The sequence below is a fragment of the Mycobacterium sp. IDUB_21 genome (genome assembly GCF_055419425.1).
Genome location: NZ_JBVAXQ010000003.1, coordinates 408,201 through 420,569 on the forward strand (window position 1 = coordinate 408,201; position 12,369 = coordinate 420,569).

The following is a 12,369-nucleotide window of genomic DNA, read 5'->3' on the forward strand; positions in this document are numbered from 1 at the left end:
TCGCAACATGGACACCCGCTTGGATGACGTGGTCAATCGGCGACACTCGTCGCGAATGTTCCTGGCCGACAAACCGGTCCCGGCCGAGCTGCTCAATGAGGCCCTCAGCCTGGCGATGCGGGCGCCGTCGAATTCCAACATCCAGCCCTGGCACCTGTTCATCGTCACCGGCACACGCCGCGAACGTCTGGTGGCGGCATTATCCGCCGAGGTGCAGGTCAACCGGCCCAAAGTGATCGGCGGACTTCCCGAGTCGCACAACCGGTTACGCCGCGAACTCGGCGCGCTGGTGTACGGCGCGATGGGACTGGCCCGAGAAGACGGCGACGGACGGTGGAATGCCCAGCGCCGCAACTGGGAGTTCTTCCGTGCCCCGGTAGCCGGGATCGTGTGTATGCACCAGGATCTGGGATTAGCTGATGCGGTCGGGGTCGGAGCGTTCCTGCAGACGTTGTTGTTGGCCCTGACCGACCGCGGACTGGACAGCTGCGTACAGGTGTCCACGGCGATGTATCCCGAGATCGTGCGGGAACAACTCGACATCCCCGACGACCTCAGGGTGCTGTGCGGACTGTGCATCGGTTACGCCGACCCCGCTTTTCCCGCCAACAACCTGCGCATTCCGCGCAACCCCGTCAGCGACAACGTGGTGTTTCTCGGTAACTGAACTGCCGCCGGGCACAAGTCGTCACCGAGCGTGCACCGACATGTCATGCGGTGATTGCCTCGGCGCCGCATGGCTGCGCCACCGTGCTGAGTGTGAGCACTGGTTCTGTACTCATCGCCCCCGACCCGAAAACCGCCACGACCGACACCCCGCGCTACTCGCTGCTGGTATCCACCGACACCGCCCTGATCGAAGCCGCCCAGCGGCTGCGCTACGAGGTGTTCAGCACCGAGCCGGGTTTCGCCCTGCCCTACGCCGCCGACGGCCGCGACGCCGACCGGTTCGACCAATTCTGCGACCACCTGCTGGTGCGCGACGACAACTCCGGAGCGCTGGTCGGCTGCTACCGGATGCTGCCCCCGACCGGCGCCATCGCCGCCGGTGGCCTTTACAGCGCAAGCGAATTCGATGTCGGAGCGCTGGACCCGCTGCGGCCGTCGCTGGTCGAGATGGGCCGGGCGGTGGTACGCCCGGGGCACCGCAACGGCGCCGTCGTGCTGTTGATGTGGGCCGGGATCCTGGCCTATCTGGACCGCTACCAGTACGACTACATCACCGGCTGCGTGTCGGTGCCCGTCAACGGCGAGGGCCCGCCCGGCACTCAGATCCGCGGCGTCCGTGATTTCGTGCGCCGCCGGCACGCCTCACCGCACCGGGTGACCCCGTACCGGCCGGTGATGCTCGAGGGCAGATCGCTCGACGAGATCGCGCCGCCGGCCCGCCCGGTCATGCCGCCGCTGCTGCGCGGCTACCTGCGGCTGGGAGCGCGGATCTGCGGTGAACCGGCCCACGACCCCGCCTTCGGGGTCGGGGACTTCCCGGCGCTGCTGTGCCGAAGCGAAGCCGACACGCGCTACCTGCACCGGCTGCGCTCGGTGGCGGCGGTGTCTTCGGTGGCCGGCGCCACCGCGGACGCGTGACCGGGCCCGTGACGCACGCCTGGGCGCCCCGCGGATTCTGCACGCCGGCGTGCGTACGCGGCGGTGTCGAGCAGCTGTCCCCGGCGGTGGTGGTGTTGCGGCTCGCGCTGGTCCTGCTGCTCGTTCCGGTGCTGCCACTGCTTGCGGTGCCGCTCCCGGGGCGGGTGCGGTTCCAGCGCGGCTGCTGCCGGTTGGTGTTGCGCTGTTTCGGGGTGCGGGTGATCACCACGGGCGGACCGGTGCGCAACCTACGCGGCATGTTGGTGGTCAGCGCGCACACTTCCTGGCTGGACGTGTTCGTCGTCGGCGCGGTGTCGCCGGGGATGTTCGTGGCACGCGCCGACCTGATCAGCTGGCCGGGCATCGGGACGCTGGCCCGGCTCATGCGGATCATTCCGATCGACCGGGACAGCCTGCGGCGGCTGCCGGCGGTGGTCGGGGCGGTGGCGGCCAGGCTGCGGGCCGGTCGCACCGTCGTGGCGTTCCCGGAAGGCACCACCTGGTGCGGGCGCGCCCACGGCAGGTTCTATCCGGCGATGTTCCAGGCCGCCGTCGACGCGTCGCGCCCGGTGCAGCCGCTGCGGCTGACCTACCACCGCCACGACGGAGCGCGCTCGACCCTGCCGGCCTTCGTCGGCGACGACACCCTGGTGGCCTCGATGCGGCGTTTGATCACCGCACGGGGCGTCGTCGCGCAGGTGCACGTCGCATCCCTGCAGCTGCCGGGAGCCGATCGCCGTGAGCTGGCCGCCCGCTGCCAGGCCGCGGTCGGGTGCCGGGCACAGCCGACCCGACCGGCCTGCATCTTCTGTTGACGACCCCGGCAGCCTGCCGCCGCGCCGGGCCGGCTCGAAGTGCCCGGTATCCTGGGCCGGTCATGGTCTATCTGGATCACGCCGCCACCACCCCGATGTACCCCGAGGCCATCGAGGCGATGACGGCTGTGATGGGCAGGGTCGGCAACGCTTCGTCGCTGCACGCCGCGGGTCGCACCGCGCGGCGCCGGATGGAGGAGTCCCGGGAGTCCATCGCCGCGCAGCTGGGCGCACGCCCGTCCGAAGTGGTGTTCACCGCCGGCGGCACCGACGGCGACAACCTGGCGGTCAAGGGCATCTACTGGGCCCGCCGGGACGCCGACCCCCGCCGGCGCCGGATCATCACCACCGAGATCGAGCACCACGCCGTGCTGGACTCGGTCAGCTGGCTGGCCGACCACGAAGGCGCCGAGATCACCTGGTTGCCCACCGGACCCGACGGGTCGGTGTCACCGGATGCTTTGCGGGAAGCCTTGCGCGACGCCGAGGACGTCGCGCTGGTGTCGGTGATGTGGGCCAACAATGAGGTGGGCACGGTCATGCCGATCGCCGAACTCGCTGCGATCGCCGCCGAATTCGGGGTGCCGATGCATTCCGACGCAGTGCAGGCCGTAGGGGCGCTGCCGGTCGACTTCACCGCTAGTGGACTGTCCGCGCTGAGTCTGACCGCCCACAAGTTCGGTGGGCCCTGCGGCGCCGGCGCACTGCTCATACGCCGCGACGTGTCTTGTGTTCCACTGACGCACGGCGGCGGTCAGGAACGTGACATCCGTTCGGGCACACCGGATGTCGCGAGCGCGGTCGGAATGGCGACCGCACTGCGGATCGCTGTCGGGTCACTTGAGGTGACCGCCGACCGTGTCGCGGCCCTGCGTGACCGGCTCATCGACGGGGTGCTCGCGGCGATCGAAGACACCTGCGTCAACGGGTCGCGCACCGAGCGGCTGCCCGGCAACGCGCACTTCACGTTTGCCGGCTGCGAAGGTGATTCCCTGCTGATGCTGTTGGACGCCAACGGCATCGAATGCTCCACCGGTTCGGCTTGCACCGCCGGGGTGGCACGGCCTTCACACGTCCTGACCGCGATGGGCGCCGATCCGGTGATCGCTCGTGGTTCGCTGCGACTGTCGTTGGGACACACCAGCATCGATGATGACGTGGACGCGGTGCTGGCGGTGCTCCCGGGCGCGGTGGACCGGGCCCGCCACGCCATGCTGGCCGCTGCGGGGGTGCCGCGATGAAGGTAATCGCCGCAATGAGCGGTGGGGTGGATTCGTCGGTTGCCGCGGCCCGCATGGTCGACGCCGGACATGACGTGGTCGGCGTGCACCTGGCGCTGTCCCGCAACCCGGGCACCCTGCGCACCGGCTCGCGGGGTTGCTGCTCGCGGGAGGACTCCGACGACGCCCGCCGGGTCGCCGACGTGCTGGGCATCCCGTTCTACGTGTGGGACTTCTCCGAACAATTCCAAGAAGAGGTGATCGACGACTTCGTCGAGTCCTACGCGCGCGGCGAGACCCCGAACCCGTGCGTGCGGTGCAACGAGAAGATCAAGTTCTCCGCAGTCGCCGTCCGGGCGTTGGCGCTCGGCTTCGACATGGTGGCCACCGGCCATTACGCCCGGCTGGTCGACGGCCGGCTGCGCCGCGCGGTCGACGCCGACAAGGACCAGTCCTACGTGCTGGCGGTGCTGACCGCCGAACAGCTCAGCCACGCGGCGTTCCCGATCGGTGACACACCCAAGCCGGCAATCCGCGCCGAAGCCGCCGAACGCGGCCTGGCCGTGGCGAGCAAACCCGACAGCCACGACATCTGCTTCATCCCGACCGGCGACACTCGCACCTTCCTGGGCAACCAGATCGGTGTCCGGCCCGGGGCCGTCATCGACGCCGGCGGCGCGGTGCTGGCCGAACACGACGGGGTACACGCGTTCACCATCGGCCAGCGCAAGGGCCTGGGCATCGCCGGCCCCGGCCCGGACGGCCAGCCGCGGTATGTGACCGGCATCGACGCCGCCACCGCCACCGTCACGGTGGGGGCCGTCGCCGACCTGGACGTGGTGGCGCTGACCGGGCGCGCGCCGGTGTTCACCTCGGGGAGCGCGTGGCAGGGCCCCCTCGAGTGCGAGGTGCAGGTGCGCGCCCACGGCGAGACCGTCGGCGCGTTGGCCGAACTGGTCGGCGACGAGCTGCGGGTGCGGCTGCGTGAGCCGCTGCGCGGCGTGGCCCGCGGCCAGACCTTGGCCTGTTACCGCCCGGACGCACAAGGCGACGAGGTCATCGCCAGTGCCACGATCGCCGGCACCGGGGTGTGAGTCGACCTACCCGGGCACCTCGGCCGCCATGTTCGTCAGCACCAGGTCGGCGATCGACTCGGAAAAGCCGCAGTGCGTGACCTCAAACAGGACCACCGATTTCAGCAGGTAGGCACGTCCGCAGGCACCGGGACGGGTATGTAGCGACTGCTCATCGGCGCTCCACTCGCCGACCAACCCCGGCCCGGTGGGACTGTCGGCGCACTCGGCGACGGTAGTCACCACAGTGTCAAGGGCGCGGCGGGCCGACTCCGGGTCGGGGTAGGCCGCGGCACCCTCGGAGATCAAAGCGCCTTTGGGCGGGTACTGGTAGGTGGTCTTGTGGAACTGGGTGTGCTCGCTGCCGAACACCATCGTCTCGGCGTAGATGAAGCGGCAGGGCGGCGGGACGGTTGCGGCGAGCTCGTCGATGTCCACCGGCGCGGTGGAATCCATTGTGGGGATGATGGTCAGCTCCTCGCCGGAGCCGGTGATGCCGCGCATCCGGGACGTATCGAGCATGAGCCGGCCGACGCTTAGGACGCCGTCCGCCATAAGTGGACCGACCGGTGGCAACGCCGCACCGCCGACCAATCGGGTGCAGCCCAGCAACATCGCGACCGGGCCACAGATCAGTGCCCGCCGCCATGTTTTCACCGCTGAAAGGTTATCCCGATACGGTTGCCGGGTGAATGCCTTCGCTGTCGGGACCGGAATCGGCTCCTGGCCGGGCATCTCCGCGCGGCAGGCCGCCGACGTGGTCGTCGGTGAGCTGGGCGCAAGCCTGGCTCACCTGGTCGAATTGCCGGGCCGCGGGGTCGGTGCCGACATGATCGGCCGGGCCGGTGCGCTGCTGGTCGACATCGCCATCGACACCGCCCCCCGCGGCTACCGACTGGCCGCGCGCCCCGGCGCGCTGAGCCGTCGCGCGGTCAGCCTGCTCGCCGAGGACACCGACGCCCTCGAAGAAGCCTGGGAGATCGCCGGCCTGCGCGGCGGTGGGCATCCGGTCAAGGTGCAGGCGCCCGGGCCGCTCACCCTGGCCGCGCAACTGGAGTTGGCAGGAGGGCACCGGGCCATTACCGACCCCGGTGCGGTACGGGACTTGGCCGCATCGCTGGCAGAGGGCCTGAAGAGGCACCGGGCCGAATTGTCCCGCCGGCTCGACACTCCGGTGATCGTGCAGCTCGACGAGCCCTCCCTGGCCGCCGCAGTGACCGGTCGGCTGGCCGGGGTCACCTCGTTCAGTCCGGTGCGCGCCATCGACGAAACGGTGGCGACGACGCTGCTCGACGGCTGCGTCGAGGCGGTGGGAGGCGAGGTGATGGTGCACACCTGTACTTCTGAGTTGCCGTGGAACGTGTTGCAACGCAGCGTGATCACGGCATTAGCGCTGGATTGCACCGCGCTGGACTCCACAGACTACGACCAGATCGGCGCGTTCATCGATTCCGGCCGCACCGTGGTGATGGGGCTGATTCCGGCGGTCGCGTCGTCGCGGCCCCCGTCCGTGGAGGAGTTGGCCGCCGCGGCGGCCGCGATCACCGACCGGATCGGCTTTGCCCGCTCGGTGCTGGCCGAGCGGGTCGGCATCAGCCCGGTCTGCGGGATGGCCGGCGCCACCGCGGCGTGGGCGCGCACCGCGGCCGGCCTGGTGCGAAAAGTGGGCGAGGCGCTGGCCGGCGATCCCGAGGCGATATAAGGGCAACCAAAAAGTTGCGCTTCAGCCGTAGACTTGCTGTACTGATAGGCAACCAGGAGGTTGCATATGAGCAGCGACCGTATCGAGAAGCAAGTCGTGCTGCGGGCACCGCTGGACCGGGTCTGGCGCGCGATCAGCGACTCGGGGCAGTTCGGGCAATGGTTCGGCGTCCGGATCGACGGTCCCTTTGTCGCCGGCGCGTCGGTGACGGCGACGATCACGCCGACGACCGTCGATGAGGAGGTTGCCCGGCTGCAGGAACCGCACGCCGGCAACCGGAGCACCTGGCAGGTCGTCACGGTCGAACCGCGCAGGCGGCTCGCCTTCCGCTGGCACCCCTGCCCGGGTGAGACAGACGTCGAGGACGAACCCACCACGCTGGTGGAGTTCACCCTGGTCGAGACGACCGACGGAGTGCGGCTCACCATTGTCGAGAGCGGCTTCGACGCACTGCCGGCGTCCCGGCAATCGAGCGCCTTCGAGGCGAACACCGGCGGCTGGGCGCACCAGGTTCGGTTGGTGGGCAAATACCTGGAGTTGGAGCGGGCGTGACGGTCATCGAGGCGCCCGTTTTCGACGCGCTCGGCGACCCGAACCGGTTGCGCATCATCGGGCGCCTCTGCGACGGAGGGCCGTGTTCGACGTCGCAGATAACCGACGCCATTCCGGTAACGCGTCAAGCTGCCACCAAACATCTGCAGCTGTTGGAGGCGGTGGGTCTGATCAGCAGCAGCCGTCGCGGTCGTCGGCGCATCTGGACGGTGCAGCCTCAGCAGCTGGCCGATGCCAGCGACTATCTCACCGGACTGTCGCGGCGCTGGGACGCCGCCATCGAGCGGCTGCGGGCATTCGTCGAGGTTGTCGAGGATTAGGTCCCGTCCAGACGCCGGATCAGCCGCTGCGCCGCGGTCAGCCGAAACGAGGCGTCGATCAGCTCGCCGACCTCGTCCCAATCCACCGGAGCCGCAGTGAAATCCAGTCCCAGCCAACCGGACGGACCCAGGTACATCGGATAGAAGAATCGCGAGTCTTGCTCCAGTGCCCGCCGCTCGGACTCGTCGACTTTGACCAGTAGCGCGTGGGGGTGGCGCACCATCGCGCCGGTGACCTTGGTGCTGCCGCCGTAGATCGCGAACATCTTGGGGGCGCAGAACACCGGGCGGCCATGGGAGATCTTCTCGATGGCCTCGGGAAACCCCAGGGCGATGCGGCGCAGGTCCGTCAGACCCGGGTCGTCATCGCGGAACATGATCGGGTGCGGCATGCCGCCAGGGTAGCCAGCAGATAACCTGCCAACGTGAGCCCAGAGGCGGACAGCGTCACCCCCGACATCCGGCGGCAGTGGCATGACCTGGCCGAAGAGGTACGCGAACACCAGTTTCGCTACTACGTCAAGGATGCGCCGATCATCACCGACGGCGAGTTCGACGAACTGTTCAACCGGCTGCTCGCACTTGAGGAGGCACACCCCGAGCTGCGCGCCGCCGACTCGCCCACCCAGCTGGTGGGCGGGGCCGGCTTCACCACCGACTTCGCGCCGGCCGAGCACCTGGAGCGGATGCTGTCGCTGGAAGACGTGTTCTCGCCCGATGAGCTGACGGCCTGGGCCGGCCGGGTCATCGGTGAGATCGGCGGCGATACCAGCTACCTGTGCGAGCTCAAGGTCGACGGGGTGGCGCTGGGTCTGGTCTATCGCGACGGCCGATTGAGCAGCGGGGCGACCCGCGGTGACGGTCGCGTCGGCGAAGACGTGACGCTTAACGCGCGCACCATCGTCGACATTCCCGAATTCCTCACCGCCGACAGCGAATTCCCGGTCCCGGCGGTGCTGGAGGTGCGCGGCGAGGTGTACTTCCGGCTGGAGGACTTCGAAACCCTCAACGCCGGACTGGTCGCCGAGGGAAAGCCGCCGTTCGCCAATCCCCGCAACAGTGCGGCCGGCTCACTGCGGCAGAAGAACCCCGCCGTCACCGCCCGGCGCAACCTGCGGATGGTCTGTCACGGCCTCGGCTACACCGAAGGCTTCAACCCCGACACCCTGCACGACGCCTACACCGCGATGAAGGCCTGGGGACTGCCGGTCTCCACCCACACCACCCGCGTCGAGGGCATGGCGGCGGTGGCCGAACGCATCGTCTACTGGGGCGAGCACCGCCACGACGTCGAACACGAAATCGACGGAGTGGTAGTCAAAGTCGATGAGCGGAGGCTGCAGCGCCGGCTCGGCGCCACCTCGCGGGTGCCCCGCTGGGCGGTGGCCTACAAGTATCCGCCGGAGGAGGCGCAGACCACGCTGGTCGACATCCGGGTCAGCGTCGGTCGCACCGGCCGTGTCACCCCGTTCGCCTACATGACCCCGGTCAAGGTCGCCGGCTCGACGGTGGGGCTGGCCACCCTGCACAACGCTTCGGAGGTCAAACGCAAAGGGGTGCTGATCGGCGACACCGTGGTGATCCGCAAGGCCGGTGACGTGATCCCCGAGGTGCTCGGGCCCGTCGTCGACCTGCGCGACGGCACCGAACGCGAATTCGTGATGCCGACGCACTGCCCGGAATGCGGAACCCTGCTGGCGCCGGCCAAGGAGGCCGACGTCGACATCCGCTGCCCCAACGCCCGATCCTGCCCGGCGCAGCTGCGCGAGCGGGTGTTCCACGTCGCCGGCCGCGGCGCTTTCGACATCGAGGCCCTGGGCTACGAGGCGGCGATCGCGCTACTGAGCGCCGGCGTCATCACCGACGAGGGCGACCTGTTCACGCTCACCGAGGACGAGTTGCTGCGCACCGAGCTGTTCACCACGCAGAAAGGTGTGCTGTCCAAGAACGGCCAACAGTTGTTGGCCAACCTCGACAAGGCCAAATCTCAACCGCTGTGGCGGGTGCTGGTGGCGTTGTCGATCCGCCACGTCGGCCCGACCGCGGCCCGGGCGCTGGCAACCGAATTCGGCAGCCTGGATGCGATCACCGCGGCTTCCACCGAGCAGCTGGCCGCCGTCGAGGGCGTCGGCCCCACCATCGCCACGGCGGTCACCGAATGGTTCGACGTCGACTGGCACCGTGCGATCGTCGACAAGTGGCGGGCCGCCGGGGTGCGGATGGCCGACGAACGAGACGAGAGCATCGAACGCACGCTGGAGGGCCTGAGCATCGTCGTGACGGGCTCGCTGACCGGGTTCTCCCGCGATGAGGCCAAGGAGGCCATCGTCGCGCGCGGCGGCCGAGCCGCCGGGTCGGTCTCGAAGAAGACCGCCTATGTCGTCGCCGGTGATGCGCCGGGGTCCAAGTACGACAAGGCCGTCGAACTAGGCGTGCCGATCCTGGATGAGGACGGGTTCGTCAGGTTGCTGGCCGAGGGACCGGCTGCCGACGACGGCGCCTCAACGGATTAGCGCAGCAGGGTCGCGACGATCCCGGCCAGATAACCCAGCCGTACCACCTCGGCGGTCAGGAAGGCCGGCCCGCCGGTGCGGCCCAACACGATCGCGGTGCCCGGGTCACCGAGTGGGGCGGCCAGCAGCGCAATATCCATGTCCCGCCACACCGCCGGAACCCAGTCGGCGGTGTTGTCCAAGGCGGTGGCGCGCTCGATCGGCAACCACGGCACCGCGACCACCGCGGTTTCCGGGGCGCCTGCGCTGCCGGCCAGCCGGCGGAACCCCCCGGCAGACCCCTCGGCGCGCAGCACCGCGGCCCAGCTGACCCGAAGCACCCGGGGCGCTTCGTCGACCAGTTTCTGCAGCTTGGTCTGGCGACCACCGGCCGCCGCGACGTGGTCGATGAGTTCGAGTTCGCGGTGTGCGTCCAGCAGCCCGGTGTGCGGGCGGAGAGTGTGCACCCGGATGCCCTCGAGTCGTTCGGCGGCGGTGATCAGCACGTCGGGCATCGACCCGGGCGGCAACTCGACCACCAGATCGTCGATCGCTGATCCGGCTCCGCGCTCGACGACGTCCAGGGAGAGAATGTCGGCTCCCACCGAGCCCAGCGCCACCGCCAGCGAGCCGAGGCTGCCGGGGCGGTCGTCGAGCTCGACGCGCAGCAGATAGGAAGGCACGGCGAACACTGTTCCACAGCCCGACTAGGCTTGGCGGCCGTGTCCCAGATCTCCCGTGACGACGTAGCTCACCTGGCCCGACTGGCCCGGCTGGCGCTGACCGAGGACGAGTTGGACGGCTTCGCCGGCCAGCTCGACGCGATCCTGACTCATGTCAGCACGATTGCGGCCGTCGACGTCACCGGCGTCGAGGCGACCGACAACCCGCTCAAGGACGTCAACGTGACCCGGCCGGACCAGATCGTGCCGTGCCTGACCCAAGAGCAGGCCTTGGCCGCCGCGCCCCGCGTCGTCGAGAACCGGTTCGCGGTCCCGCAGATCCTGGGGGAGAGCCAGTGAGTGAGTTGATCCGTTCCGACGCGGCCACCTTGGCGGCCAGAATCGCCGCCCGCGAGGTGTCCTCGGTCGAGGTCACCCGCGCCCACCTCGACCAGATCGAGGCCACCGACGAGCGCTATGGGGCTTTCCTGCACGTCGGCGCCGAAGAGGCGCTGGCCGCCGCCGAGGCCGCGGACAAGGCCATCGCGGCCGGCGAGGCGCCGTCGGCACTGGCCGGGGTGCCATTGGCTCTCAAGGATGTGTTCACCACCATCGACGCGCCCACCACCTGCGGATCGAAGATCCTGGAAGGCTGGCGGCCCCCCTACGACGCGACCGTCACCGCGCGGCTGCGCGCCGCGGGCATCCCGATCCTGGGCAAGACCAATATGGACGAGTTCGCGATGGGCTCCTCCACGGAGAACTCCGCCTATGGCCCCACCCGCAATCCGTGGGATGTCGAGCGGGTGCCGGGCGGGTCCGGCGGGGGGAGTGCCGCGGCGCTGGCGGCGTTCCAGGCGCCGCTGGCGATCGGCACCGACACCGGGGGCTCCATCCGCCAGCCGGCCGCGCTGACCGCCACCGTCGGCGTCAAACCCACCTACGGCACCGTGAGTCGCTACGGGCTGGTGGCATGCGCGTCGTCGCTGGATCAGGGTGGGCCCTGCGCGCGCACCGTGGCCGACACCGCGCTGCTGCACGCCGTGATCGCCGGGCACGACCCGCGCGACTCCACGTCGGTCGATGCACCGGTGCCCGATGTCGTGGCCGCTGCGCGCGCCGGGGCAGGCGGTGACCTGTCGGGCGTGCGGATCGGGGTGGTCCGCCAGCTGCACAGCGGGGAGGGCTACCAGCCGGGTGTACTGACGTCGTTCAACGCCGCCGTCGAACAATTGACCGCGCTGGGCGCGCAGGTCTCCGAGGTGGACTGCCCGCACTTCAACTACTCGCTGAGTGCCTATTACCTGATCCTGCCCTCGGAGGTGTCGTCAAATCTGGCCCGCTTCGACGCGATGCGATTCGGGCTGCGCATCGGCGACGACGGCACCCACAGCGCCGAGGAGGTGATGGCGCTGACCCGCGCGGCCGGCTTCGGCCCGGAGGTCAAGCGCCGCATCATGCTCGGGACCTACGCGCTGTCGGCGGGGTACTACGACGCCTACTACAACCAGGCCCAGAAGGTGCGCACCCTGATCGCCCGCGACCTCGACGAGGCCTACAAGTCAGTCGACGTGCTGATCTCGCCCACCACGCCCACCACGGCGTTCCGGCTGGGGGAGAAGGTCGACGACCCGCTGGCGATGTACCTGTTCGATCTGTGCACGCTGCCGCTGAACCTGGCCGGGCACTGCGGTATGTCCGTGCCGTCCGGGCTCTCCGGCGACGACGGGCTTCCGGTGGGCCTGCAGATCATGGCTCCGGCCCTGGCTGATGACCGGCTCTACCGGGTGGGCGCGGCCTATGAGGCCGCCCGTGGGGAACTGCCCAGCGCGATCTGATCCCGCCGAGCAGTCACAAAAGCCCCCTGATCGGGCGTTGTCAAGCTGCCTGGAGTCGTTCGGGCTTGGGAAGGTTGATGCCGACGGTGTCGCTGGGGGCGGGGGTTT

14 protein-coding genes are annotated in these 12,369 nt (G+C 69.6%); 11 read left to right on the forward strand and 3 right to left on the reverse strand.

Annotated features, from left to right (window positions below):
* The first annotated feature begins 7 nt into the window (after positions 1 to 7).
* From ACZYY4_RS07210 to mnmA, 5 genes are all read left to right on the forward strand, one after another.
* Positions 8 to 667, forward strand: coding sequence for a nitroreductase (locus tag ACZYY4_RS07210; protein WP_463808947.1), 660 nt, complete (start codon positions 8 to 10; stop codon positions 665 to 667).
* 92 nt (positions 668 to 759) lie between these two features.
* Complete coding sequence (locus ACZYY4_RS07215; RefSeq protein ID WP_463808948.1) at positions 760 to 1,587, forward strand: GNAT family N-acetyltransferase; 828 nt, start codon at positions 760 to 762, stop codon at positions 1,585 to 1,587.
* Positions 1,584 to 2,402, forward strand: coding sequence for a lysophospholipid acyltransferase family protein (locus ACZYY4_RS07220; protein WP_463808949.1), 819 nt, complete (start codon positions 1,584 to 1,586; stop codon positions 2,400 to 2,402). The genes ACZYY4_RS07215 and ACZYY4_RS07220 overlap by 4 nt, the downstream gene beginning before the upstream one ends.
* Before the next feature lie 62 nt (positions 2,403 to 2,464).
* The gene (locus ACZYY4_RS07225; RefSeq protein WP_463808950.1) at positions 2,465 to 3,643 is read left to right on the forward strand and encodes a cysteine desulfurase family protein; all 1,179 of its coding nucleotides are present in this window, start codon (positions 2,465 to 2,467) and stop codon (positions 3,641 to 3,643) included.
* Positions 3,640 to 4,716 (forward strand): tRNA 2-thiouridine(34) synthase MnmA, encoded by a 1,077-nt coding sequence (mnmA, locus tag ACZYY4_RS07230; RefSeq protein ID WP_463808951.1) that lies wholly within the window; start codon positions 3,640 to 3,642, stop codon positions 4,714 to 4,716. The genes ACZYY4_RS07225 and mnmA overlap by 4 nt, the downstream gene beginning before the upstream one ends.
* 6 nt (positions 4,717 to 4,722) lie before the next feature.
* On the opposite strand, the gene ACZYY4_RS07235 is transcribed toward mnmA, so the two are convergent.
* A complete protein-coding gene (locus tag ACZYY4_RS07235; RefSeq protein WP_463808999.1) occupies positions 4,723 to 5,310 on the reverse strand; it encodes a sensor domain-containing protein in 588 nt (195 codons plus the stop codon).
* Positions 5,311 to 5,383: 73 nt separating this feature from the next.
* Here ACZYY4_RS07235 and ACZYY4_RS07240 point away from each other — a divergent pair, with 73 nt between their 5' ends.
* The 3 genes from ACZYY4_RS07240 (at position 5,384) to ACZYY4_RS07250 (ending at position 7,269) form a co-directional block, all read left to right on the forward strand.
* A complete protein-coding gene (locus ACZYY4_RS07240) occupies positions 5,384 to 6,397 on the forward strand; it encodes a uroporphyrinogen decarboxylase/cobalamine-independent methonine synthase family protein (protein ID WP_463808952.1) in 1,014 nt (337 codons plus the stop codon).
* A gap of 66 nt (positions 6,398 to 6,463) precedes the next feature.
* On the forward strand, positions 6,464 to 6,949 hold the full coding sequence (locus ACZYY4_RS07245; RefSeq protein WP_463808953.1) for an SRPBCC family protein: 486 nt from the start codon (positions 6,464 to 6,466) through the stop codon (positions 6,947 to 6,949).
* Complete coding sequence (locus ACZYY4_RS07250; protein WP_463808954.1) at positions 6,946 to 7,269, forward strand: ArsR/SmtB family transcription factor; 324 nt, start codon at positions 6,946 to 6,948, stop codon at positions 7,267 to 7,269. The genes ACZYY4_RS07245 and ACZYY4_RS07250 overlap by 4 nt, the downstream gene beginning before the upstream one ends.
* Here the strand turns inward: ACZYY4_RS07250 and ACZYY4_RS07255 are convergent.
* Positions 7,266 to 7,661, reverse strand: a complete 396-nt coding sequence (locus ACZYY4_RS07255) for an MmcQ/YjbR family DNA-binding protein (RefSeq protein ID WP_463808955.1) — start codon at positions 7,659 to 7,661, stop codon at positions 7,266 to 7,268. The genes ACZYY4_RS07250 and ACZYY4_RS07255 overlap by 4 nt on opposite strands.
* A gap of 33 nt (positions 7,662 to 7,694) precedes the next feature.
* Between ACZYY4_RS07255 and ligA the strand changes: the two genes are divergently transcribed.
* Positions 7,695 to 9,782: an NAD-dependent DNA ligase LigA gene (gene ligA, locus ACZYY4_RS07260; RefSeq protein ID WP_463808956.1), complete on the forward strand. Its 2,088-nt coding sequence runs from the start codon at positions 7,695 to 7,697 to the stop codon at positions 9,780 to 9,782.
* On the opposite strand, the gene ACZYY4_RS07265 is transcribed toward ligA, so the two are convergent.
* Positions 9,779 to 10,444 (reverse strand): ACT domain-containing protein, encoded by a 666-nt coding sequence (locus ACZYY4_RS07265; RefSeq protein WP_463808957.1) that lies wholly within the window; start codon positions 10,442 to 10,444, stop codon positions 9,779 to 9,781. The genes ligA and ACZYY4_RS07265 overlap by 4 nt on opposite strands.
* 39 nt (positions 10,445 to 10,483) lie before the next feature.
* On the opposite strand from ACZYY4_RS07265, the gene gatC reads away from it, so the two are divergent.
* Positions 10,484 to 10,783, forward strand: coding sequence for an Asp-tRNA(Asn)/Glu-tRNA(Gln) amidotransferase subunit GatC (gene gatC, locus ACZYY4_RS07270; protein WP_463808959.1), 300 nt, complete (start codon positions 10,484 to 10,486; stop codon positions 10,781 to 10,783).
* Positions 10,780 to 12,261, forward strand: coding sequence for an Asp-tRNA(Asn)/Glu-tRNA(Gln) amidotransferase subunit GatA (gene gatA, locus ACZYY4_RS07275; RefSeq protein ID WP_463808960.1), 1,482 nt, complete (start codon positions 10,780 to 10,782; stop codon positions 12,259 to 12,261). Before gatC ends, gatA begins: the two co-directional genes overlap by 4 nt.
* The last annotated feature ends 108 nt before the right edge of the window (positions 12,262 to 12,369 follow it).

Bases quoted from the DNA above. Each gene is read 5' to 3' on its own strand.
- ACZYY4_RS07210 (WP_463808947.1), top strand. From the start codon at position 8: ATGGACACCCGCTTGGATGACGTGGTCAATCGGCGACACTCGTCGCGA.
- ACZYY4_RS07225 (WP_463808950.1), top strand. From the start codon at position 2,465: ATGGTCTATCTGGATCACGCCGCCACCACCCCGATGTACCCCGAGGCC.
- mnmA (WP_463808951.1), top strand. From the start codon at position 3,640: ATGAAGGTAATCGCCGCAATGAGCGGTGGGGTGGATTCGTCGGTTGCC.
- ACZYY4_RS07235 (WP_463808999.1), bottom strand. From the start codon at position 5,310: ATGTTGCTGGGCTGCACCCGATTGGTCGGCGGTGCGGCGTTGCCACCG.
- ACZYY4_RS07245 (WP_463808953.1), top strand. From the start codon at position 6,464: ATGAGCAGCGACCGTATCGAGAAGCAAGTCGTGCTGCGGGCACCGCTG.
- ACZYY4_RS07255 (WP_463808955.1), bottom strand. From the start codon at position 7,661: ATGCCGCACCCGATCATGTTCCGCGATGACGACCCGGGTCTGACGGAC.